Origin of the sequence: Paenibacillus sp. FSL L8-0708 (assembly GCF_038009325.1) — a bacterium.
GTDB classification, from domain to species: Bacteria; Bacillota; Bacilli; order Paenibacillales; family Paenibacillaceae; genus Paenibacillus_AQ; species Paenibacillus_AQ odorifer.
Map to the genome: position 1 here is coordinate 5,236,728 of NZ_JBBPBC010000001.1, position 23,005 is coordinate 5,259,732.

General features: G+C 43.3%; 22 protein-coding genes, 1 riboswitch and 1 other annotated feature. Of the genes, 9 read left to right on the top strand and 13 right to left on the bottom strand.

The window, feature by feature from the left end; genetic code table 11:
* Positions 1–2 precede the first annotated feature (2 nt).
* The 9 genes from der to NYE58_RS25045 form a co-directional block, all read right to left on the bottom strand.
* On the bottom strand, positions 3–1,328 hold the full coding sequence (gene der, locus NYE58_RS25005; protein WP_036676212.1) for a ribosome biogenesis GTPase Der: 1,326 nt from the start codon (positions 1,326–1,328) through the stop codon (positions 3–5).
* A 176-nt stretch (positions 1,329–1,504) separates the two neighbouring features.
* A complete protein-coding gene (rpsA, locus tag NYE58_RS25010; protein WP_170914203.1) occupies positions 1,505–2,827 on the bottom strand; it encodes a 30S ribosomal protein S1 in 1,323 nt (440 codons plus the stop codon).
* Positions 2,828–3,001: 174 nt separating this feature from the next.
* Positions 3,002–3,589 (bottom strand): lysophospholipid acyltransferase family protein, encoded by a 588-nt coding sequence (locus NYE58_RS25015; RefSeq protein ID WP_036676211.1) that lies wholly within the window; start codon positions 3,587–3,589, stop codon positions 3,002–3,004.
* The gene (cmk, locus tag NYE58_RS25020; protein ID WP_254848699.1) at positions 3,586–4,296 is read right to left on the bottom strand and encodes a (d)CMP kinase; all 711 of its coding nucleotides are present in this window, start codon (positions 4,294–4,296) and stop codon (positions 3,586–3,588) included. The genes NYE58_RS25015 and cmk overlap by 4 nt, the downstream gene beginning before the upstream one ends.
* A 207-nt stretch (positions 4,297–4,503) precedes the next feature.
* On the bottom strand, positions 4,504–5,157 hold the full coding sequence (locus tag NYE58_RS25025) for a flagellar brake protein (protein ID WP_036676209.1): 654 nt from the start codon (positions 5,155–5,157) through the stop codon (positions 4,504–4,506).
* Positions 5,158–5,290: 133 nt separating this feature from the next.
* Complete coding sequence (gene ypeB, locus NYE58_RS25030; RefSeq protein WP_339244221.1) at positions 5,291–6,649, bottom strand: germination protein YpeB; 1,359 nt, start codon at positions 6,647–6,649, stop codon at positions 5,291–5,293.
* Between the two features lie 322 nt (positions 6,650–6,971).
* Positions 6,972–7,667 carry a glutamic-type intramembrane protease PrsW gene (gene prsW, locus NYE58_RS25035; protein ID WP_341003287.1) on the bottom strand — a complete coding sequence of 232 codons (696 nt, stop codon included), beginning with the start codon at positions 7,665–7,667 and terminating at the stop codon, positions 6,972–6,974.
* Between the two features lie 152 nt (positions 7,668–7,819).
* Entirely contained in the window at positions 7,820–8,434 is a 615-nt protein-coding gene (locus tag NYE58_RS25040; RefSeq protein ID WP_036676203.1) for a genetic competence negative regulator, read from the bottom strand.
* Between the two features lie 234 nt (positions 8,435–8,668).
* A complete protein-coding gene (locus NYE58_RS25045) occupies positions 8,669–9,040 on the bottom strand; it encodes a hypothetical protein (protein WP_076141316.1) in 372 nt (123 codons plus the stop codon).
* A gap of 85 nt (positions 9,041–9,125) precedes the next feature.
* Here NYE58_RS25045 and NYE58_RS25050 point away from each other — a divergent pair, with 85 nt between their 5' ends.
* Positions 9,126–10,031 (top strand): polysaccharide deacetylase family protein, encoded by a 906-nt coding sequence (locus tag NYE58_RS25050; RefSeq protein WP_445255312.1) that lies wholly within the window; start codon positions 9,126–9,128, stop codon positions 10,029–10,031.
* Positions 10,032–10,180: 149 nt separating this feature from the next.
* On the opposite strand, the gene NYE58_RS25055 is transcribed toward NYE58_RS25050, so the two are convergent.
* Genes NYE58_RS25055 through NYE58_RS25065 form a run of 3 tightly spaced genes read right to left on the bottom strand, consistent with a single transcriptional unit; the run spans position 10,181 to position 12,011 of the window.
* Positions 10,181–11,020, bottom strand: coding sequence for a metallophosphoesterase (locus NYE58_RS25055; RefSeq protein WP_341003289.1), 840 nt, complete (start codon positions 11,018–11,020; stop codon positions 10,181–10,183).
* The gene (locus NYE58_RS25060; RefSeq protein WP_341003290.1) at positions 11,017–11,421 is read right to left on the bottom strand and encodes a hypothetical protein; all 405 of its coding nucleotides are present in this window, start codon (positions 11,419–11,421) and stop codon (positions 11,017–11,019) included. The genes NYE58_RS25055 and NYE58_RS25060 overlap by 4 nt, the downstream gene beginning before the upstream one ends.
* A complete protein-coding gene (locus NYE58_RS25065) occupies positions 11,418–12,011 on the bottom strand; it encodes a CPBP family intramembrane glutamic endopeptidase (protein WP_036676197.1) in 594 nt (197 codons plus the stop codon). The genes NYE58_RS25060 and NYE58_RS25065 overlap by 4 nt, the downstream gene beginning before the upstream one ends.
* Before the next feature lie 115 nt (positions 12,012–12,126).
* On the opposite strand from NYE58_RS25065, the gene NYE58_RS25070 reads away from it, so the two are divergent.
* Positions 12,127–13,032 carry a hypothetical protein gene (locus NYE58_RS25070; protein WP_076127483.1) on the top strand — a complete coding sequence of 302 codons (906 nt, stop codon included), beginning with the start codon at positions 12,127–12,129 and terminating at the stop codon, positions 13,030–13,032.
* 110 nt (positions 13,033–13,142) lie between these two features.
* Positions 13,143–13,373 (top strand) — a binding site (T-box leader).
* Between the two features lie 243 nt (positions 13,374–13,616).
* Entirely contained in the window at positions 13,617–15,209 is a 1,593-nt protein-coding gene (gene serA / locus NYE58_RS25075) for a phosphoglycerate dehydrogenase (RefSeq protein ID WP_036676193.1), read from the top strand.
* Between the two features lie 373 nt (positions 15,210–15,582).
* Here the strand turns inward: serA and NYE58_RS25080 are convergent, their stop codons facing one another.
* Complete coding sequence (locus NYE58_RS25080) at positions 15,583–16,416, bottom strand: SDR family NAD(P)-dependent oxidoreductase (protein WP_076276707.1); 834 nt, start codon at positions 16,414–16,416, stop codon at positions 15,583–15,585.
* A 159-nt stretch (positions 16,417–16,575) separates the two neighbouring features.
* Here NYE58_RS25080 and NYE58_RS25085 point away from each other — a divergent pair, with 159 nt between their 5' ends.
* From NYE58_RS25085 to NYE58_RS25110, 6 genes are all read left to right on the top strand, one after another.
* Complete coding sequence (locus tag NYE58_RS25085; RefSeq protein ID WP_076127480.1) at positions 16,576–17,532, top strand: helix-turn-helix transcriptional regulator; 957 nt, start codon at positions 16,576–16,578, stop codon at positions 17,530–17,532.
* A gap of 121 nt (positions 17,533–17,653) precedes the next feature.
* Positions 17,654–18,904 carry a methyl-accepting chemotaxis protein gene (locus NYE58_RS25090; RefSeq protein ID WP_036676188.1) on the top strand — a complete coding sequence of 417 codons (1,251 nt, stop codon included), beginning with the start codon at positions 17,654–17,656 and terminating at the stop codon, positions 18,902–18,904.
* Positions 18,905–19,078: 174 nt separating this feature from the next.
* A riboswitch (cyclic di-GMP riboswitch) is annotated at positions 19,079–19,175 on the top strand.
* Between the two features lie 155 nt (positions 19,176–19,330).
* A complete protein-coding gene (locus tag NYE58_RS25095) occupies positions 19,331–20,971 on the top strand; it encodes a thiamine pyrophosphate-binding protein (protein ID WP_143761901.1) in 1,641 nt (546 codons plus the stop codon).
* Between the two features lie 10 nt (positions 20,972–20,981).
* Positions 20,982–21,350, top strand: a complete 369-nt coding sequence (locus NYE58_RS25100) for a carboxymuconolactone decarboxylase family protein (RefSeq protein WP_036676184.1) — start codon at positions 20,982–20,984, stop codon at positions 21,348–21,350.
* A gap of 112 nt (positions 21,351–21,462) precedes the next feature.
* On the top strand, positions 21,463–21,906 hold the full coding sequence (locus tag NYE58_RS25105; protein ID WP_248548483.1) for a hypothetical protein: 444 nt from the start codon (positions 21,463–21,465) through the stop codon (positions 21,904–21,906).
* A gap of 54 nt (positions 21,907–21,960) precedes the next feature.
* The gene (locus tag NYE58_RS25110) at positions 21,961–22,953 is read left to right on the top strand and encodes a ketoacyl-ACP synthase III (RefSeq protein WP_076127476.1); all 993 of its coding nucleotides are present in this window, start codon (positions 21,961–21,963) and stop codon (positions 22,951–22,953) included.
* Positions 22,954–23,005: the final 52 nt, after the last annotated feature.

A 23,005-nucleotide genomic window follows, 5' to 3' on the forward strand; every position in this document is an offset into this window, starting at 1 on the left:
CCCTAACCTTCGTTTTCGGATTTGCGCCGTGTAAAGAGACGGATTGGTGTTCCTTCGAAATTAAATGCTGCGCGAATTTTATTCTCCAGATAACGTTCATAGGAGAAATGCATCAGCGACGGATCATTCACGAACACCACAATCGTAGGCGGCTTAACCGCAACCTGCGTTACATAGTTAATACGCAAGCGACGGCCTTTGTCAGTTGGTGGAGGGTTAATCGCGATTGCATCAGATACAACGTCGTTCACCAAATGTGTAGTAATGCGCAGTGCGTGCTGTTGAGATACATGCTGTACAACAGGCAGCAGTTTTTGCAAACGCTGTTTGGTTAAAGCCGACAAAAAGACAACCGGTGCGTAACTCATAAACAAGAAATGGTCACGAATCTTCGTCTCGAAGTTCTGCATAGTCTTATCGTCTTTCACAATGGCATCCCATTTGTTGACAACAAAAATAGATGCTTTACCAGCTTCATGTGCATAACCAGCAATATGCTTGTCCTGATCGATGATGCCCTCTTCGCCGTTAATTACAACGAGGACCACATCAGCCCGTTCAATCGCACGCATAGCACGCATAACACTGTATTTTTCAATGTTCTCGTATACCTTGCCTTTTTTACGCATACCTGCCGTATCGATAAGCACATAACGTTGCCCATCACGTTCAAAAGGAGTATCGATAGCATCTCTTGTTGTCCCTGCAATATCGCTGACGATAACACGTTCTTCGCCCAAAATCGCGTTAACCAGAGAGGATTTACCTACATTCGGACGGCCAATCAAAGCTACACGAATGACATCCTCATCGTATTCATCATCTATTTTCTCAGGTAGGCGCTCAACTACAGCATCAAGCAAATCTCCGAGTCCGGTTCCGTGACTACCAGAGATTCCGATTGGATCGCCAAAACCAAGGCTATAGAACTCATAAATATCATCCGCACGCTTCATATTATCCACTTTGTTGATGGCAAGAACGACTGGTTTACCTGAACGGAACAGAATCTGAGCTACCTCTTCATCTGAATTCGTCACACCACTCTTCGCCTCACACATAAATACAATAACATCCGCTTCTTCAATCGCCAGCTCCGCTTGAACACGGATTGATTTCAGAATTGTATCTTCTCCATCAATTTCAATACCTCCGGTATCAATCACACTGAATGACTTACCGTTCCAATCTGAAATACCATAAATCCGGTCACGTGTAATCCCCGGCTTATCTTCTACAATGGCTAATCTATCGCCAATCAGCCGATTAAATATCGTCGATTTTCCGACGTTAGGCCTCCCAACAATTGCCACAACGGGTCTTGCCATATTCATTCCTCCTGTCATCCTTACGTTACTCATCATAGCAAAAAACATTTAAATTGGCTAACAATCATGTTAACTCTCATCAATCCGACCAGTTCCGAAAAAAAGACAATCGGCGAACCCCCGTATCGAGGGCTCGCCGATTACTTTACCCGTATATTCAAAAGCTCGTTTAGGGATTAGTTATTCCCCTTAAATTTGTCCAGCTTGTCACCAAAACGTTCAGCAAGCGTAAAGCTAAGGCCTTCGTTGCTAAGGGAAACGTTAGGGTTGTTCAGAACTTCTTTAGGAGCTCTGTCTCTGCTATTGCTGCGTTCAGGTCTAGCAGATGGAGCTGGAGCTTCTTCAGTTTCTTTGATGCTCAGGCTAACACGTTTCTCGGATGGATTGAAGTCCAGAACTTTCACTTGAACTTCTTGTCCTTCTTTCAATACTTCGTGTGGAGTAGCGATGTGTTTGTGGGAGATTTGTGAGATATGCACAAGACCTTCCACACCCGGAAGCAATTCTACGAATGCTCCGAAGTTCACAAGACGTTTTACAACGCCTGTTACAACATCACCGATGTTGATTTCGCCAGCAGCAGAGTCCCAAGGACCTGGAGCAGCAGCTTTGATGCTCAGGCTGATTTTTCCTTTTTCAGGATCAACCTTCAATACTTTAACACGTACTTTATCACCTTCAGATACTACATCAGAAGGTTTCTCTACGTGACTCCAAGCGATTTCAGATACGTGTACAAGACCGTCAACTCCGCCCACATCAACAAATGCGCCGAATTGAGTCAGACGTTGTACTGTACCTTCGATGATTTGGCCTTCAGATAGTTCAGCCATAATTTTCAGCTTGTTAGCTTCGAATTCTTCTTCAAGAACTTCTTTAGCAGACAAGATTACTTTGCTGTTCTCACGGTCAAGTTCTTTCACTTTAACGCGCAAGGTACGGCCTTTGTAATCGCTGAAATCTTCAACGAAGTGACGCTCTACCATGGAAGCTGGGATAAATCCGCGAGCTCCAACATCAGCTACGAGGCCGCCTTTAACAACGTCAGCCACAGTAACTTCGAAAGCTTCTTGGGAAGCGAAGTATTTCTCAAGATCTTCCCATGATTTTTCACTATCAACAGCACGTTTGGAAAGAACAAGGCTTTCCTTGTTGTCGTTGATGCTGACAACTTTACATTCTACTTCCTGTCCAACTTCTACTGCTGCAGCAGCGTTGTCCAGTTGTACTGCGGACAATTCGCGAATTGGAATCACACCGTCGTATTTATATCCAATGCTTACATAAGCTTGGTTATCTTCGATTTTGACGATTGTTCCTTTCACGGTATCGCCTTTTTTCAGAGAAATGATTTCCAAGTCAGCTTGGTTAGTCACTTCTTCTTCGTTAACGGCAGCAACTTCTTCTACAGCTCCGTTATTTTCTGTCACAGCGGAATCCACCGCTTCTACGGATTCATTCTTTTCCGCAGCTTCCTGATTTTTAATTTCTTCAGACATGTGATTAGCCTCCTCGATTCAAAACCCCATTTATTTAAACCTGCGTATAGCAGAGTTCAAAACAAGCAATGCATAATATTTCACTTACACTTGATGATAGTATGTTCCAAAAAATAGCGGCTATGCCGTTATTTAATCAAAACATTGAGCAAAATTTGTTGTTCTGCTCATCCCTTAACTAGCACTTGGTTTACCTGTCTCTTTCATCTCACGGATGCGATCCATAATGACATCGGTAACAGCCTCGAGAGATTCGCTCCCCGCACCGGCAAATTGACTAAGGTCTACAGGAGCACCATAGACAACGACCATGCGTCGAAAGGGTTTATACTGGCCGATAATAGCCGCTGGAATAACTGCTGCGCCACTTCGAAGTGCAAAGCTAGCAGCACCCTTCTTGGCCACTCCGGCATCAGAGTTACGCGTACCCTCCGGGAAGATACCCATGACATTACCATTACGAAGTGTGTTAAGGGCCGTTTTTATGGATTCTTTGCTTACGCCGCCACGTTTCACCGGAAAAGCACCCAATTTATTAATGAGCCAGCCAAGCACCGGAACCTCAAACAGTTCAGCCTTAGCCATATACTTTACCTGACGGTCCAGCTTAATTCCAATAGTCATTGGATCAAGCAGACTAATGTGGTTAGCGCAGAGCAGTACCCCGCCCTCCTTTGGCACATTTTCTTTCCCCACAATCTTAAGTGGGAAAAGGATTGCGTAAATCAAGCGAAGCAATCCAACACAAATTGCATAAATCATAAATGATTTCTCTCCCCGTCAACATGAGATCTACAGTGGGATACAATGGCCTCCACAACTTGATCGATATTCATTAAGGTCGTATCCAGAAGAATAGCATCCTCTGCACGGCGCAGCGGTGAAATCTCCCGTCCTTCATCCAGACGGTCCCGCTTTGCAATATCGTGTTCAAGCTGCTGAAGCGTCACCGATTCCGCGTCTCTCAGTTCCTTATAACGACGGAGAGCTCGTTCTTCCACACTTGCCGTCATAAAAATCTTTACCTCGGCATCCGGCAGCACGGTTGTACCGATATCGCGGCCATCCATTACCACGCCTTTGCGAAGCGCCATCTGACGCTGCAATTGACTCAGTCTGGATCTTACATCCTCGATCTTCGCATACTGCGACACAAGGCCGCTAACCTGAAGGCTCCGAATATGTGGGGTCACGTCTTCCCCATTAATCAGCACCTTCTGAATGTCTCGTTCCGGAATAAGTTCAATCACCATGTCGCGAACCTTCTCGTTCACTCGATGCTGATCTTCCGGTTCAATGCCTTCTTGGATCATATACCAGGTGATTGCCCGGTACATTGCACCAGTATCGACATAGATATAAGACAACTTCTGGGCTACCAATCGGGCTACAGTGCTCTTGCCTGCCCCGGCAGGTCCGTCGATGGCGACGTTTATTCTGTCATAAGTATGTGTACCCTGCCTATCCAACGGGGCATTCCTCCTCAAACACTCTTTCATAAAAAAAGCATCTAGCGTTACGAAAACTATTCCTGCAATATCAAGGAGCACACATAAATTGTTATGCTTGATGATATTATCAAGAAAAAAGCAGGCATTGCCTGCGACTTATAAAATTATACCACAGTTTATACTTCAGTGCAAAATCAGACAGCTTAATAGAGCTGTAAAAAATGCTTATCTGTTGCGGAAATCAAACTGACGTTCGAAGCAATAACGGATAATTTTCTGGCGTTCCAAATCTGAAATAGCGACAAATTTCAACATCGCTAAAAGCCGTCCATTCTCTAGCTTTTTAATGCGCACTACTTCACCTTCAAAATTGACATGCTCCGTGCTTCCGTTTCGATAAGGCACCAATACCCAGCAGGACAATTTATTACCAACCTCCAGCTTAACCTGGTTATCCACCAAAAAGGAGATTCCTCCACCACCAATATCATCTGTACGAACCAGGAACCGTTTGCCAAGGCTATCCTTCACAGCAAGCTCTAGATCTGCATTCACTCGGAAAAAGCTTCTTCTCTGGATCTTAAAAATCGAATCTGTCTCCGGCTTTTGAATCCGGACCATACGAATTACATCTTCTTTAAAGCCCAGTACATAAGTATTAAAGTAATTTTTGATGCCACCCTCAGTTAAAAAATAAACCGAAAGCTCGTCCCCCATAAAGAGCCTTTTTAGACGACCATTGCTCTCCTGCATAGGAATTTCAATCAGGAATGCGTCTTCTTCCGTCTCTGCAATTCTTGATCTATATTCAACTTCTGCTTCAGCAGCGTCACTGGAAGCAACCTGTATGTATAGATATTCGTTAATTTTAGGATACAAAGATGTCACCGCCACATCAGTTTAGTAATTATCACTACCCCTGATTATAGCATGGGAATATCAGCCAGTCAGATATATTTTATAGATATTGCAAAAAAAAGGGACGCACCCAACTGCTGGATGCGCCCTCCCTTTATTTTGCCTCAGACCCCGAAGAAGGTCTGATTTCTTCCACAGACTCTTCAATGCCATCCTCGGCGTTAATGTAAATACGATACTTTGAGCCATTGACCCCTCCACCGAACTCGTAAGTCAAGACCTCGACGGAATCATCATTTTTAATCCAGGACAAGCGATTGTATTGTTCCTTGAAATCAGAATTCAGAAATTTTCTCGCCTCTGCAAGGGTAAGCTTTGGTTTTGGAAGCTTCCGGTTGTCCTTGTGCTCATTGACGTATTCGCTGGCCTCAAAACCGATGGTATCACCTGTATCCAGCCCCATACGAATGGTCATCTTTTCAGGATAAATCAATACATCATTCTGTTTGGTTACAAAGGTCAAATTCCCGATATTATCGTAACGATCAGCGCTGACTGCAGTCATATGGGGATATCCTTTTTTCTCAAGAAACTGCTCTGCTTTGGTAACGGCTCCTTTAATAGAAACTTTGGCAGGGCCAACCTCACGGTTGTCATAATAAGAGATCAGCAACCCGCCATTTTTGGTGAAATCCATACTAATGGTGTGCTTCTTATTCGAAGCGCTAACAGTTGCTGTATAGGATGGCCATTCAGTGTTCTTCCCATTTTCTTTAACATCCACTTTAGCATTGGAGCCCGCATCCGCGAACTTCAACGCCTTACGTTTGATGTCTTCGGCAGTCACGGGGGTACCTCCGAGCATTTTGACGGAACGTTTATCGTAGATGCTTGCTACTGAAGGTCCCCAGTCTAGCTCAGGGTATGCCCCTACACGTTTATCCACCGTTTTGAAGCCGTCAATAATCGTGTTGTCCTCCGCTTTATTTTCTGTCGCCAACGCCGTTTCAACATCCATCCAGCGCAGCCGATTGCCAATGACTTTATTTTGTACCTCTTGCAAATCCTTAGAGATTTCTCCTGAGTTCTTGTACAATGCTTTTAGATTGCTCAGTTCTCCATCTGTCAGAGGTTTTTTAGTGAAGTCACGAATCCCGGCTTTATAAGAAAAGTTGGAGATTTTGGACAGAAACTCCTCTGTTTTGCTAAATGGCAGCAAGGTCAGCGGCAGCTGGTTAATCTCATTTTGGGCCTCACTAGTCATCCGCCACACATTCACAAGTCCTTTACGGTGCATCCCATTAGAAGCAGAGTTAACCGCAAGCGTATTTCCAAGCTCACCATGAAGACGGTCCACATGATAGGACAAATCATGAAAGGCGCGTTGATATTGGTTCTCCGCCTTAATTAGTATTGAATTCTTCTCCTGATTCTCCTGATAACCCCACACAAGCGCACCAATCAGCAGCAGCGCGGTCAGCGGGAACATTACAGCACTTAATCTTTTGTACATAGGGCTACAAGACTCCTTTCGATAGCTTATTGGCGTTAGTTTGACAATAAACTAGGAGTCTTATGCACTGAAGTTGCTACACAATGTGACTATAACGTCCGCTCAAGCTCTCTCTTCAATCTCAAAGCCACTGCTATTACTGCAAAGGCATTGTTTAAAGCCGGTTTGAATGACACCATGCTCTTTAATCCCTCTTAATATGTAGGTCTCACCGCACTGTTTGCAAACGATACGTACTTTTATACGCAAAAAAAGACACCTCTCTCCTCTCTGGAATTCCTTACTAGGAACTGCCCTTCGAATATAAGTGTGTCCATCTCGATTATAGGTTAACCTCTTCTTCACGTTTCAGAAAGCGGAAAGGAGAACGGCTGTTGGCCCTAGCAACCTTTCCCATACCTCCATACCATAGGATAGCCATCAGAGGCACAATAAACCATATCCAATAGTTGGCTGTCGTACTCAAAATAATGTCATATATCCCATGCCACATCCATGGCAACAGGAGAGAAAACACCAGAATTCTGCGGGTATGAACTCCTTTTGAGAACTTCGCCCTTCCCATATGGTAGCCCATGATCACACCAAACATAGCGTGTCCAGAAACCGGAAGAAGTGCTCTTAGAAACATTGATCCGATAGAAGCGTTGCTATACCAAGCGTACATTACATTTTCTATTGTTGCGAAGCCGAGCGAAATCGCCACAGCGTATAGTATCCCATCATATGGCTCGTCAAATTCGGTATGATTGTAAATCATATGGTACAGCACAAACCACTTTAGACATTCTTCCACGCCAGCGGATATGAGAAACGACTCCACGTAGGGACCACCATTTAGTCCCAGCATCAGCCCTCTCTGAATGATCATTACTGGAAACACAATCAGAAGGCCGAGCAAGAATACTTTAATGACTACATGAAGCGGTTCTTGATCATACTTGTCTTTCAGATAAAAAAAGGTCAACAGAGCAAGTCCCGGCGCTACTGCCGACGTAATGACCGATAACACGAGCACCGAATAACCTCCCTACACCCCTAAACCCTATTACTGCCGTTACACAGCAAGGTAGATGATAACTTTGATACAAGAATGACCGACATATCACCAACAACAAGACTAGGGCTGATCGGCCTAAACAATGGTCATCAGCCCCTAGTCTTGCCTAATTACTCCTGACGCTTAAAATGAGTGCACAATAACTGGACCGCATTCTCCGGCATCACTGTTTTCCCGTATTCATCGAGAACAGCTTCTGTGACCGGTGAGGAATCTCCAAACTCAGCAAGTACGCCAACAAGACCTGACAACGCCGTTTCTTCAAATTCCTTTGGATCGAAATACAGATACCATTTATTGTTATAAGAATACAGTTTCCCCTGGGAAGTAATATTACCGATGAGCACATGAGCCGCTTCAACCAGAACCTCGAAATCGCGGAATGCATATACAATGGAGTCGCTTTGTTCAAGAGTAACTTCCATTTCATAAATCTCTTCTGGCAATTCTTCTTCCCCGGACGCACCGTACTGATGGTGATCATATTTTCCTCGGGTCACTATAACGACCATGCCTTGCGCGGGCAATGCGAAAACTTCTACGGCAAGCGGACCCGTGGCATCAAAACCTAGTTCACTATATGCTTGATCCATCATCTCCGTAAACAGGTCATGAACCTTAGGAACTTCCTGCCACATGTCTTCCTTCTGGATGCCCCGCTCGCTCAGGTCGTCAAAAGTGAGGAAAATCCGTATCTTATCTTGACTTAATCGCTCTATTCTCATGACAGGATCCTCCTTTTGCAAGCTCATTTATTATAATGTATGATGAGTCCCGAGTAATGAGCCAAAAATGGTTACTATGTAAGTATGTTATCATTTTGCCGAGATAAATGCACGTAAATAAATATATAAAATCCTCTCTATTGAATAAACCATTTTCAAGGCCCTGAATAATAAAAAAGAATCATTCTGCGGAATATTTCATCCCCAAAATGATTCTGATGGAGTCCTTTACGGTTACAATCCCGGTATGGTTGTATGCGTTTCTTTAAGAATCTGCTCTACTTCGCTCTTTACTTCAGGATTGCTGCGAATGAATTCCTTTAACAATTTAAGATTGGATTCCTTCGACTTCACTGGTGATTCAGTCTTATGCTCAGAGGTTGCGCTGCTTGAACCGTTACTTTGAGCATTACTGCTTGAAACAGCAGTGTTACCAAAACCAGTCGTGGCCATACCGATTATTTTTTCTTTTGCTTTATCTGCAGCCCCACTCATGGAACCACCCGATTGCCCTAGCGAAGACATTAAAGAATTCCGCTTTTTGGACATAATCATACTGGCTGCGGCGCCCATCAGCACCCCGCATAAAAATGACGAAGTATTCATATTTCCAGCCTCCTTGTATGGTAAAATCATGTTTAGTGTTCGCGGAAAGATTCCGGCTCATACAACCTAATAACAAGAAAGCGAGTTGAAAAAAGTGGGTAAAATGACATCAGTGCTCCTATTGGCTACCTTGCTGCTTACAGCCTGTGGCAACAGCGGTGCAAATGGAAATACAGCCAAGGAAACAAACACCACAAACAATCCGCCCACGGCGGCAGCTACACAAAGCGCAGAAACTACGGCGCCAGCACCTGAAGCAACAGCCAGTCCTACCCCTGAAGCAACAGCAGATGGAGGTACTACAGGAAATAGTACAGCCAGTAAGGGTGAAGCATCCGCTGAAATTCCACTGCTGTACCATATGAACAAAAATTACGACATCGTTCCTAATGAGGAAGCTACAAATAAAAAAGTGGTTCTGCTCACTTTTGACGACGGTCCTAAAGATGCTGCAATGATTAACCCTTTGATGGATGTTCTGGACAAACATCAAGCTAAAGCCATCTTTTTCGTAAATGGTTATCGTGTTAAGGAGCATCCTGAGCTTCTGGAGTTAATACATAACCGCGGTGGAATTATCGGCAACCACAGCTGGGATCATATTGTATTGAAAGACAAGTCCTATACTGAGGTTAAAAAGCAAATCGAAGATGTTCAAAATATTGTCAAAGAAACATTGGGAGAAGCTCCTCACTTTTTCCGTCCGCCACATGGTGCCGGCGGGGATGTTGGCAAGAAGGTCGCGGCTGAGAATGGAATGTTATACATGACCTGGTCTGTAGGCTCACTTGACTGGGAAATGAAAGAAAAGGAAACGGGTAAGACAGAAAAATTGATCAGTAATGTTACCGATCAGCTGCATTCCGGCAGTAATATCCTGATGCATGAGCTACCATGGACCGTTGAGGGACTGGATACCTTGCTCACTACACTTGAGGGTAAAGGCTACAGCTTTGTTGATCCGCGCAGCATTGAGCTAAAAATGCGTTGATCTTCTCATCTATACATGTCCGATAGTTGCTTCGTCAGTGCAATTGTTTTCGAATCAAACAAAAATAGAAGGGGGTTCCAAAAGCCTTTTGCATGGCTTTGGAACCCCCTTTTTACGCTACCAGTTTTTCTTACTGGAAAGAGTAAGCCCTATTGGGTTGATTTACGCAGTGTCAGCACATGCATTTCAGCAGGACTGCCCCAGCGAAGGGGCAGATGTGCTGTTCCAAACCCTCTGCTGATCAGCAGCAGGGCATTTTTTGCGGAACCGTCCCCTCTTGGCCAACTAAACTTTCCAGCGTCATATTTATGATAGAAATGCTCTACATGTCTTTGACCCACAAATGGAAGGATCACCTGCCCCCCATGCGTATGACCTGCGAGAATCAGGTCCGCTGGCACACTCTGGCGCTTGGATAACCAAAGCGGATCATGTACAAGAATAATACGACAGGTATCTTCAGCAGAAGTGTTTGTGGTTAATGGCGGAAAAGGACCGTATGGAGTTTTGCCCCCATTTTTCGGAAAATCAATTCCGGTTAACCAAAGTTTAGCTCCCTCACGTTCAAAAGCCACATTTTCATCCATTAACAGATTTGCACCACTGTCCTGAATAATCTCATCTACCCTTGAAATATTAGCCCGATAATCATGATTTCCATGCACTACATAGGTAGATGCAATAGAAGTAACTAGAGTCATATTATCGACAAGACGATTTAAAGGGCTATCTTTTTCCGTTAGATCTCCTCCCAGAAAGACAACATCTACCCCACCCTTTAATGGTGTCAGAAGCGCGGAAGGAAGGCGGCGGCGATGGATATCTGTTATAAACAAAATACGAAATCCATCGAACTCTTCAGGTAGCGAATCTAGCATTATTTCCTCGGTAATAATTCTGTTTCTAAAAGCATTAATCACCATGATTATGACAACGGCCACTGCTATCAAAAGAATGACCAGAGCCATTCCCCATGCCCATATGCTCACCATAATGTACTCAGCGGAGGCGCTCCTTCAATTCCCCACCAAAGCAGCCCGATTAGCAAAATAACAAAGATAAAAATCAAAGAATTCACAAACATCTTGCTTAGACGAACTTTTTCTGAAGAATAAGTATCTGAACGAGAAGGAACAGATTCTTCGTCCTTCTCTTTACTTCCTGTGGAAGAGCGCTTTGCAGAACCTGCTGGGCGGCGAGCTTTTCTTGATAAAGTTGCCGTAGAAACCCGAGCGGTAGCATTTTTCTTTATAGGAGTAGACTTCTTTTCAGGAGTAGCCTTTTTTACAGCTTCCAAAGTCCGCTTCTCTTTTTTACTTTTGCCAGGATGTTTGCTTTCACTTTTGTGTTGTTTTTGTCGAGACTTTACCCGGCTTAATTCCTCACTCATGATTCCCTCCTATAGCGGATCACCAGACCTGAGATCAGGTCGATGAAGAAGTGACATAGTATAGGGGCCCAGAGGCTGCCCGATTGAATGTAAATATATCCAAGACCATAACTGCTTAAGAATACCCAGCCGGTAGGTACAAAGTGACGTAAATAACGGACATGAATAAGAGCAAATACTATACTCGTCCAATAAGGACCAATGGAATATTGGATGGCTCCGCGGAATAAGAGCTCCTCACATACCGATACAATTGCTGCTATGACGATAATATGCCACACAGGGCGATTTCGAAATAAAAGGTCGTTTATTCCACCATCATCCATGCTCTCCTCAGGGACAATATGTGTCAATAAATAGTCAACAATTAGCATTGCAGCAGCAAGACCAAGGCCCCATGCCACAAAATGTACTTTTTCTGGAATAATTAATAGCTGAAAAGGATTTCTTTTCTGAAATAATATCCATATCAAACCGATAATTAATGTGAGCCCCTGAGTGATATAGAGATTGAGCAGCAGAAGACGGTCTGTCAACTGGCCTGGTTCTACCTTTTTAACCTTAATCTCGCCAAATTTGAATTTTTTCATCGTGACCTGCCTGTTCTTTATTTTTTTCGGGCCGCTCCGAGAGAGAAACCGTCCATAGTGTTGCTATCAATACATAATACATAGGATAATCCCCCCAGAAAAAGGAGCATTTATTATGAGCAAACGTAAGTCCCGCAATCAAATGTTATACACGCTAGTTTTTTTGTTTTTCCTAGTTTGCGCCTTCGCCGCATTTTTTACTGGCGTCAAGGTTGGCGCAGACAAAACTGAAGCCAAATATGACAATCAATCAAGCATGAATGGATTAGTAGAATTCACGGGCTCGTATCAACAGCAGGATCTTGTTACTTTCTATCATAACGTATTTTTGCCCTATCGGGAATTCAAGCGGAATTGGAACATTCAAGTAGATAAGTTAGCGCGCAGCACAGATGCTCGTATGAATGCGGCAGTAATGAAGAATCTAAGTATTCTAGCAGACCAGCAATATGAAAGAGTTAATCAAGATTCAATTTTCACTAACTCTCCTCTATTACATCAGTCACAGGTCAATGTACTCAAAAGCTTAACTTTATTTTCTAAGGCCTCCGGCAAAGTCTCTACTAGTGCCTCTGGTGCAGAGACAGCCAAGTTATTGAAAAATGATGAATTTACAACCGGCGCCGTGAAGTACGGTCTGTTAGCACAAAAGAACTTCTATGATTCTATGCTAAAATGGGGCTCTAAGACAAACCAGAAAATACCTTCTGCACCTGGCGAACTAAAAACGATGTCTTTCATCCAGTGGAAAAAAATGCCGCTTCTTTTGAAGAATGCTTCTATCGCTGACATGATGCTGAATCGCGGAATTTTTGCAGGTTATGATCCTCAGGACATCACTGCTAAAATAGACGATATGATTTACTCAGGCACTGCAAGCTCATTAAATCTTTCGGATATCCAGTCCTCAGTAACCTTGTTGATTTCTACAGGTGCTGTGCAGGAACAGGATTTTGTAAAATGGCGGGAACAGTATTATAACAGGGAGACACTTCCACAGCTTCCGTTCTTTTTTGAATAGAACCAGTTATTGAATCATAACGAAAAATGAAGTTCACTTCAAGAAACGCTGCTTGCAAAGCCTATTGACACAACTTGCATACCGTGTTACATTATGAAAAAATTAATCATTCAAAACCGATGATGGAACAAAGATCCTGGAAGTCTTCAGAGAGCCGGTGGTTGGTGCAAACCGGTGACGAACAGCTATCTTTAGCGCTCCTGAGATATTGTATCGAACCTTAAAGTAGGTACAATCGGATCAACTCCGTTAACAGTGTGGCCTATGCAGGCCAATGAGGCTGCTTCTTCCAAGTTGCAGTGAATTAGGGTGGTACCACGAAGATAACTCTCGTCCCTTACTACGGCAGTAGTATGGGGTTGGGAGTTTTTTTAATTCCCTAATCCCCCATAAATACTACCTTATGCCCAAAGTTACCGATTTCGCGGTACTCTTGCACGCTGTTTCTTTTGTGCGACACCGCGTTGATCTACTATTATTACATGTTTTTCTCTACTAGTTCGTGAACCTTCTGGTATTGTGGACTGCCCATCAGGGCGTCCTCGACATATAAAGCTTTTCAACTTTAAGGGGGATAAGAAACCATGTTTAAAGTATTAGTATCGGATCCAATCAGTGATTTGGGCATTCAGCAATTGATGGACGCAACAGATGTAGTTGTAGACAAAAAAACAGGTCTCAGTGAAGATGAGCTCGTTGCAATCATCGGTGAATATGATGGTCTACTCGTCCGCAGTCAAACTACAGTAACTGAAAAAATTATCGAAGCTGGAAAAAACTTAAAGGTCATTGGTCGTGCAGGTGTGGGTGTAGATAATATCAAGCTGGAAGCTGCTACTCAACGTGGGGTTGTTGTTATCAACGCTCCTGATGGAAATACCATTACAACTTGTGAGCATGCTTTTGCAATGATGATGGCTTTGGCCCGTCACATTCCACAAGCTTATGCAAAAACAATTGGTGGAACCTGGGATAGAAAAACCTTCGTGGGTGTAGAACTCCGCGGCAAAACATTAGGTGTACTGGGAATGGGCAGAATCGGTAGCGAAGTGGCAAAACGTGCCAAAGCTTTCGGCATGGAAATCCTTGCTTTTGATCCTTTCTTAACTGCTGAGCGTGCTGAGAAACTGGAAGTAAAATTAGCTTCCGTTGACGATGTAGTCCGCGGAGCAGACTTCATTACTGTGCACACTCCACTTACTCCGGAAACACGCCATATGATTTCCCGCCCGCAATTTGAAGTGATGAAAAAGGGAATGCGCATCATCAACTGTGCCCGTGGTGGTGTAATTGATGAAATGGCGTTAGTAGAAGCTATTGATAGCGGTATTGTTGCTGGCGCTGCATTTGACGTATTCGAAAAAGAACCGCCACAAGCAGATCACCCATTCTTGTCGCATCCAAAAATTATCGTGACTCCTCACTTGGGCGCTTCTACAATTGAAGCTCAGGAGAATGTAGCGATCGATGTATCGGAACAAGTACTGCATATTCTGCGTAATGAACCGTTCATCAATGCTGTAAATATTCCTCCAGTTGCTCCAAGCGTAATGAACAAACTCCAGCCTTACTTCACACTTGGTGAGAAGCTGGGCAGCTTTGTTACCCAGATTACAGATAGTGCTATTCGTGAAATCCATGTTGAGTATGCGGGTGATCTGTCAGATGTCGATACCCAACCACTTACCCGCTATATTGTGAAAGGCGTGCTCTCCCGCCACTTCGCTGAGGATGTTAACATCGTTAACTCCATGCACTTGGCAAAAACACGCGACGTTAATGTAGTAATAACTAAAGCTTCCAAAACTAAAGGCTTCACTAATCTGATTACCGTGACCCTTAAAACAGATCACGACCAAGAACGTCTCGTAGCCGGAACATTGCTGCAAGGTTATGGAGAAAGAATTGTTCAAGTGAACAAGTTCCCGGTTGATATCGCTCCTGAAGGACATCAAATTGTAGTATCCCATAACGACAAACCAGGGATTATCGGACTTGTGGGCACATTGCTGGGCGAAAATGATGTCAATATCGCTTCCATGCAAGTGGGACGTAAAATCGTTGGTGGCGAAGCAATCATGCTGCTGACCGTTGATAAAGCTGTACCTACTCATGTGCTTGTGAAGCTTGCTGGCCTGCCAGAAATCAACACTGCCGAAGAAATCATTCTTCTGTAAGCAATACGATAGAAATCAAACAACAGAGCAGCGATCCTCCCCTTTTAGGAGTTTCGCTGCTTTTGTTGTTGATCGTCGACCTGTTTCGGCTTCATTTACAACACCGAATCGAGTTCCCTCGTGGAGGCTTACGGACACCCTTGAGGTTACGGACCCAGATGACCCTATATGCAATAATTTCGCCTTTGAAGCAGGGTTTCGGACTCTAGTGCCACTATTCCTCAAAAAGGAGCTAAATCAGGTGTTTTGCCTATCAATAGCGTCTCTGGGGACCGATAGCGTTCTAAATATACGAAAATGCTGCATTATAGATCAGCTGTGTCCTATACTGCTTCATACGCACATATGGGATCAAACAGATCAAGTTTGCTGTTTAGACTAAGAATGCGGGAACAGTCCGACCATCGATGTCTGTAAATCCATACTTTTCAGCCAGCTTAGCAACCTGCTGCGGTTGTCCGGTTATAGACATAACCTTAGGATCGGCTGCTAGAGCAGCGGCTGCTCTACCGATATAGGTTGTGGATTCAGTCATCTGCAATTCTTCAACCTCATGCCAATGCTCCTCATCCGTGTTCATGCTCTCCAACACCGCCTCTGTCCTCATCCAGCCCGGAGTAAGCGGAATAACTGCAATGTTGTCCTCTTTAAGCTCATTCGATAACCCGTAGGCCATACGCACAAGTGTATTTTTAGAAAGATCATAATAGAAATTTCCTAGATATTTGTAATGATCCCAAAAGGTTGTGTGGATGATTAGACCGCCAGCTTTTGCCTCACGCATTAATGGTATTGCATAATAATTTGTTATCAACTGTGCCCTCACACCCGCATTAAACATATTGTCCCAATGCGCTGTAGGAAGCTCCCAGAAAGACTTCTGCTCAATAGGTAAATCGTTGCCGCCCCATACATTATTGACTATAATATCAAGCTTTCCTTGCTCTGAAGCAATCTGGCGAATGACCGCCTCTGTCTCCTGATCTTTTGTATGATCACATCGTATGGCGCTGCCGGACCCTCCCTCCGCTTTTATTTCCCTAAGTACGTTATCAATGCTCCGCTTGCTATGCTCTATGCCAGAAGCCTCTGTCGTTCTGCCCGTAATATAAACGAATGCACCTTTCCTTGCCAGCTCCAATGCAATTCCTCTACCAGCACCTCTGCTGCCTCCGGTGACCAATGCTACTTTTCCTTTTAAAGTCATGTTCTCAATCCTTTCTACACTTGTTTTTCTCTAAATGTTCTGTATTTAATCCTTACCTTATATAAGTATAATTCTTTAATATGACACCAACTGACATATATAATATAATAATTAATTAAGAACTAACTAACATTTATTAGGAGGAGGAATGTTCCCTTAATGAGAGCCGATCGTTTGTTATCCATCTTACTTTTGCTGCAAAATCGTGGAAAGATGACGTCCCGTGAGCTAGCCCAGACCTTAGAAGTGTCTGAACGAACTGTGTTTAGAGATATGGAAGCCTTATGTACAGCGGGAATACCGATTCTTGCCGAACGGGGACGCGAAGGAGGTTGGATGCTCACAGAAGGATACCGGACCTCCTTAACGGGTATGAAGCCCTCAGAAATTGCTACTCTGCTGCTGTCCGCAGACTCCTCAATCTTAAAAGATCTGGGTATACAAAACGACTTCTCTTCTGCCGTGCTTAAGCTGGAGGCTGCTTCCCCATCCAGGCCGAATAATCCAGCCAGTTACCTGAGCCAACGCATTCATATAGATGGTGCCAGCTGGCACCCTTCCGACGAGACATATCCGTTCCTATCTGTCCTGCAGGAAGCTGTTTGGGAAGACCGTAAAGTGAAGATCACTTACCCACGGAATGACGAGATGAAGGAGCGTTTCATTGAACCTCTCGGGTTAGTCGCAAAACGTGGAGTTTGGTATGTAGTGGCACGAACCGAGGGTGAAATGCGGACTTTTCGCGTGTCGAGATTAATACAAGCTGACGCAACTTATGAATCATTTGTCAGACCTGAGGCTTTTGATTTAAAAAGCTACTGGGAACAATCGACTTTAGCTTTTAAAGCAGCACTGCCAAAATATGTAGTGAACTTAAAGGTGAATGAGTCTATTCTTAAAGAATTACAGCGTGAAAGATATGTAACTATAACTTTAGTAGAACCCTCTGCTAATACTGGGTGGATGAACGTGGAGGCCGAGTTTAATGCTATAGAATCTGCCTGTCGTATCGTACTCTCTTTCTCTCCTTCAGTTATTGTTTTAGCTCCTATCGAACTAGTAGGGATGGTAAAGTCTGCTATTAAAACAATTTCCACAATATATGAGGAATTTTGACATGAATTCTAAATATCTACTACTTAAAGAAGATTTATGACACTTCTCTATAGACCAATGACCTATAAATCCCCTATAATAACACCATTACATAAAATTTAATAAGGGGGACATTTTACCAATGAGCTGGATGCACAAACTTCCGTTAAAACAAAGAATTGTTGCCGGATGTTACCTCGTTGCCGCACTGTTTGCTATTCCTGTCTTAGTTACGTTAATGATTCTAGGTCAATTTCTCGTAGGAATTATACTAGTAGTTGTTCTTGCAGGTCTGACTTTACCTGTTGCTCGCTTCGTGGAGAGAACGCTTACATCATCTTTTGATGATATTGCTAATGTATCTCACAGTATTTCGAAGGGCGATTTCACTAGCAGAGCGGACGAAAATGGCTCAATGGGTGACGTAAGCCGCTCCTTTAACACAATGATTGATAAGCTCAAGAAGATTCTGACCGATGCATCGCAGATCACCCGTCAAGTTATGGATGCAAGCCGCGGAATCGAAGATAAGAACCAGAACCTGAAAATTGTCATGGCACAAGTAGCCTCTTCTTCTACTGAGCTCGCTCTTGGTGCAAATGAAATATCTACGGATATCGCTGATATGACAGAATCCATTAAAGACATTGAGACCAAAGTATCCAATTATACGAACTCCACCAAAGAAATGAACAGACGTTCAATACATACCTTAGAACTTGTTGAGCAAGGGCGCCAATCCGTAGATACACAGGCTGAAGGCATGCGTAAAAACATAGAGGCTACACAAAAAGTGGCTGATACTATTGAAGCTCTCTCACAAAATGCCCGCGGGATTACGATGATCACCAAGACCATCACAGAGATCGCTGAGCAGACCAACCTGCTGTCACTGAATGCCTCCATCGAAGCTGCTCGTGCCGGAGAGCATGGTCGGGGTTTTGCCGTTGTAGCTCAAGAGGTCCGCAAGCTTGCTGAAGAATCTACGGCATCCACAAAAGAAGTATTCGGCTTGGTCCGCAGCATTGAGTCAGATATTAAACAAGCCATCGATAATATTGCCATCAATGAAGAGGTTGTGCAGGTTCAGAATGAAATGATCACTCAATCTGCCCATATTTTCGCACAAATTGTACAAAGCGTGCAGTACATTACCGAGCAAATCTCTTCATTCTCTGCGGAGAGTGATCTTATGCTAGAAAGTGCCTTGAAAATTTCCAGTGCAATTGAGAATATCTCAGCAATCACCGAAGAAACTGCTGCTGGCACGGAAGAGGTATCGGCGGCTATGAATGAACAGATTAATGCCCTGCAGTCTGTTGCAGAAGAAACGGAAAAAATGACCCAGGCCGTATTTAATCTGCAAAAAACCATTCATATCTTTAAATTCTAGTTCAAAACTATCAACTGCCACCTAAGCTGAGTCTTAGGTGGCAGTTTTTTTCGCGAGGCAAAACTTCATCTCTTGGACAAGACTTTCGTCAAATTTCGAGTTTTTTTAGCGGATTATGTTGACAAAAATTAATGAGGAATATATTGTAAAGGAAAATTATTCTTATCAACTATAAATTAATATTGGCAAAATCCTCGAAAGAGGATGACGCAAAACCATGGATCTACAGCCTCATTTTTTCGTTTGAGGCCATGATTGCCAGGTTGCAGAGGAACCAGGACGGCTGAACTATTGTTCAGTCTTAGCGGCGCCTTATGCCACCAACCTGTGCTTACTATAGAGCACAGGTTTTTACTTTTTGAGTATATTGATCTATCGTATCTATTCGGTAGATTAATAACTAATATATATCAAAAAACTTGTGAGGTGTTTCTTTTGAAGACAGTCGCAGATTACATGGCGGAAGCACTACGTAACCTTGGAGTCACACATTCTTTTGGGATCATTGGCAAATCCATTTGTCCAATTGTTCTAAAGATGGTGGATTACGGTATTGAATTTATTCCCGGCAGACATGAAGCAAGCTCCGGATTCGAAGCAGCAGGGTATGCGCTGAAAACGGGTAACCTAGGCGTAGCATTTGGTACTTCGGGTCCTGGGGGAACTAACCTGCTTACAGCAGCAGCACATGCGAAAGCTAACAACCTACCTGTCCTATTTATTACCGGCCACCAATCCATTACAGAGCTTGGAATTCCTCAATGTCAGGACTCCACCTCTTTTCTGGCTGATTTAGCTGATATGTTCAGACCTGCTACCTTGTTCAGTAAATTGGTTGAACGTGGGGATCACTTTGGTACTATTTTTAATCATGCGATTTCTGTGGCCCTGACCAAACGGGGTCCTGTTCATCTTTGTATTCCTTTTGATGTACAAACTGAAGTATTGGAAGAATGCAATATAGTAATCCCAGAAAGAGAATCTCTAATTAGTCTAGCTAATATCGATAGAGTCATCGATGCTATTCAAGCTGCTAAGAATCCTTTGATTATTGCGGGTAAAGGAATTAACCGCTCCGGAGCACATAAAGAGCTTGTTCAACTCGCAGAAACTTTTAATATTCCTGTAGTAACATCTCCTGGTGGAAAAGGGGCTATAGTCTGGGATCACCCACTCTATCATGGTCCTATTGGCGTTGGCGGTTCGACCCACGGGGACGATTTATTGAATAAAAGCGATTTATTTATAGTGCTTGGATCACGTTTAAGTGATATGACCATCTGTAATCTTAAACGGGAGAATCATCCAGCAACTTTAATTCAATTTGATATTGATCCAACCTTTGTCGGAAAAATACTATTGTCCAAAACGATACCGGTCACCGGGGACCTGCGCGATAATTTGGTGCACTGCCTAAATCATATTGACCCAAGCACAATCACCAAACGTGAGGCTTTGGCCGATACGGATTATTCAGAAGAGCTTCCAACCCTCAAGAATCTTTCCCTTGCTTCGGTAATGAGCACTTTAAGTGATTTGATCCCTTATAATAATTCAATTTTCGTTGATGATGGAAGTCATGGATTCCACGCTGCAAAATGGTACAAGGTTAAGAAACCGGGCAGCTTTGTTTTTGATGCGTATTTTGCTTGCATGGGTAATTCGATCGGCATGGCTATTGGTGCAAAAGTTGCAGCTCCTGAAGAAACTGTCCTCTGCATTACAGGTGATGGTTGTTTCATGATGCTCGGCGCTGAGATTAACACCGCTGTCTGCAAAGATATCCCTGTCATCTTTATCGTGGTCAATAATAAGCAACTAGATATGGCTCTTAAGGGTATGGAGAAAACCACAGGTCGTATCGATGGAACTCTATATGAAGTACCAATGGACGCCGTGAAATTCGCTGAATCTCTAGGTGCTAAAGGCTACAAATGCGAGACTGCGGATGAATTCACAGCTGCAATTAAAGATGCGGTAGCTCTAAACCATGTTGCCGTTATTGAACTACTAACAGACCGTGATGAAGTCCCTCCGACTGCACACCGTACTTTGAACCTAAACTAGGAGGCTAACCATGAAGGAAAATATCAACAGTGGTCTCAACCACTTCACGAATCTATCAGGAGACTATGGCGCAAAAGCACTAGCTCCAATTAAAGACCACTTCCCTGACTTGGCTGAATTTATTATGGGGAATGCCTATGGCGATATTTTTCAACGTAATACTATAGCCCCTGACTGGAAGGAAATCGCAGTCATTTCATCTTTAATTTCAATGGGACAATTCGAACAGTTGGGCGTTCATTATGTCATGGCCCTTCGTGTTGGAGTTACCGTAGAACAGCTTAAAGGTATTCTATTACACTTAGTACCCGTTATAGGGGCACCTAGAATCATCACAGCTTTTAATATCCTGCTTGCAACCATAGAAGAAATCCAATAACCCAACAGTTCGACAACAATATACAAAATTCGACTTTATTATTGCATACACTTGAAAAATATGCCTATAATAGAGTCGGAATATCCCATTACTTGCTGTATAGTGTCGAATTTTGACTTTTATAAAACAGCTAAATGGATATACATGGCTGGATATTGCAGTCGAACTGTTTTGGACAAATTCAATCTATGGGAGAGATTTAGGCATGGGAAGTTTCGTTTTGAAGACAGACACTACAAACAAGGTTATTAACATTGAGTTAGATGGAACATTTTCTGAAGAAGATGGTCTAAAATCTATTCAAGCTTATCAACAAACTATCAATCCAATTACTCCAGCTGACTATGAACTAAAAATCGACTGCAGAAAGCTAAATGTAACTGCACCAGATGTTGTACCTCTTTTAGAAAGCTGCTTTGTAATGTTTAAGAATGATGGATTTGTAAAAGTAAATCTAACGCTTGAAAATAACCCGATCCTCAAAATGCAGCTTTCCCGTCTTGGCCGTAAAGCTGGACTCGATAACATCGAGATCATTTCTGCGGTTACAGTCTAGATCTTTTAATCTTAATATGTAGGCCACATTTTACTGCTTTCCTGGAGGCGTATTATGACCGGAATTCGTATTAAAGGCATTGATATCTATCATCCCAGCAATATAGTTGGTAACGACTTTTTCATTAAGCATTTTGACGAAAAAGGCATTGATATTCGAGGTCTATTATCCGCATTAGGTCGTATTACACGGTATAGTATTAAGGATGCGGATGAGAATTCCCTTACGATGGCTTTTGAGGCTGCCAGGAATGTTCTGGAGAAAAGTGGTCTCACAGGTGCCGATATCGACCTTATTGCCTATGCAAGTCAAACTCCTGAGTATATCTTTCCTACCAACTCATTAATGATTCACCGTTTGATCAAAGGCGCATCCCATACGATCTGCATTGACAGTAATGCTAATTGTGCGGGTATGACGGCTTCTGTGGAACAGGTTAGCCGTCAGATGCAAGCGAATCCTAGGATTAAACGAGCGTTGGTCATCGGCTCCGATTATGTAACCCCTCATGCCGATAAGAATGATCCAGTCTATTACGCTAACTTCGGTGATGCAGCGGCGGCAGTCATTCTTGAACAAGCTGAGGATGTGGTCGGTTTCATTGACTCTATCTACCAAACGGATCCTTGTGTTTGCGATAATTCCAAGTTCCCGTGCGCAGGCCTGGCTAAACTGGGTAAACAAGGTGTGGCGGCTGGAGAGTTTAATGTGAAGTTTATTCCTTTTGATAATTCCATTTGTATAGATGCTGCTTCTGAGTCTATTCGTACTCTACTGTCTAACAACAATATCGCGCCTGAAGCCATTAAAGCAGCCTGCTTCTCACAGTTTTCATTGCCTAATATCTTAGAGATGTGTGAGAAAGTCGGCATTGATCGCAATGTAGCGGTATACATAGGGGATGAATTCGGATATACCTCTACCAGCAGCCCATTTATTGCTCTACATAAAGCTGTAACTACTGGAAAGATCGAACGTGGTGATAAAGTCCTGTTCTGGACAGTGGGCGCCGGTTGGCAAAATGTAGCATTTGTTATTGAATATTAGGAGCTGTATAACAAAAAGCGGCAAGCTAGGGATTCACCTAAGCTTGCCGTTT

Excerpts from the sequence above, each read along its gene's own strand:
- der (WP_036676212.1), bottom strand. The coding sequence starts at position 1,328 with ATGGCAAGACCCGTTGTGGCAATTGTTGGGAGGCCTAACGTCGGAAAA.
- rpsA (WP_170914203.1), bottom strand. The coding sequence starts at position 2,827 with ATGTCTGAAGAAATTAAAAATCAGGAAGCTGCGGAAAAGAATGAATCC.
- NYE58_RS25015 (WP_036676211.1), bottom strand. The coding sequence starts at position 3,589 with ATGATTTATGCAATTTGTGTTGGATTGCTTCGCTTGATTTACGCAATC.
- ypeB (WP_339244221.1), bottom strand. The coding sequence starts at position 6,649 with ATGTACAAAAGATTAAGTGCTGTAATGTTCCCGCTGACCGCGCTGCTG.
- NYE58_RS25040 (WP_036676203.1), bottom strand. The coding sequence starts at position 8,434 with ATGAGAATAGAGCGATTAAGTCAAGATAAGATACGGATTTTCCTCACT.
- NYE58_RS25045 (WP_076141316.1), bottom strand. The coding sequence starts at position 9,040 with ATGAATACTTCGTCATTTTTATGCGGGGTGCTGATGGGCGCCGCAGCC.
- NYE58_RS25060 (WP_341003290.1), bottom strand. The coding sequence starts at position 11,421 with ATGAGTGAGGAATTAAGCCGGGTAAAGTCTCGACAAAAACAACACAAA.
- NYE58_RS25065 (WP_036676197.1), bottom strand. The coding sequence starts at position 12,011 with ATGAAAAAATTCAAATTTGGCGAGATTAAGGTTAAAAAGGTAGAACCA.
- NYE58_RS25070 (WP_076127483.1), top strand. The coding sequence starts at position 12,127 with ATGAGCAAACGTAAGTCCCGCAATCAAATGTTATACACGCTAGTTTTT.
- serA (WP_036676193.1), top strand. The coding sequence starts at position 13,617 with ATGTTTAAAGTATTAGTATCGGATCCAATCAGTGATTTGGGCATTCAG.
- NYE58_RS25080 (WP_076276707.1), bottom strand. The coding sequence starts at position 16,416 with ATGACTTTAAAAGGAAAAGTAGCATTGGTCACCGGAGGCAGCAGAGGT.
- NYE58_RS25085 (WP_076127480.1), top strand. The coding sequence starts at position 16,576 with ATGAGAGCCGATCGTTTGTTATCCATCTTACTTTTGCTGCAAAATCGT.
- NYE58_RS25090 (WP_036676188.1), top strand. The coding sequence starts at position 17,654 with ATGAGCTGGATGCACAAACTTCCGTTAAAACAAAGAATTGTTGCCGGA.
- NYE58_RS25100 (WP_036676184.1), top strand. The coding sequence starts at position 20,982 with ATGAAGGAAAATATCAACAGTGGTCTCAACCACTTCACGAATCTATCA.
- NYE58_RS25110 (WP_076127476.1), top strand. The coding sequence starts at position 21,961 with ATGACCGGAATTCGTATTAAAGGCATTGATATCTATCATCCCAGCAAT.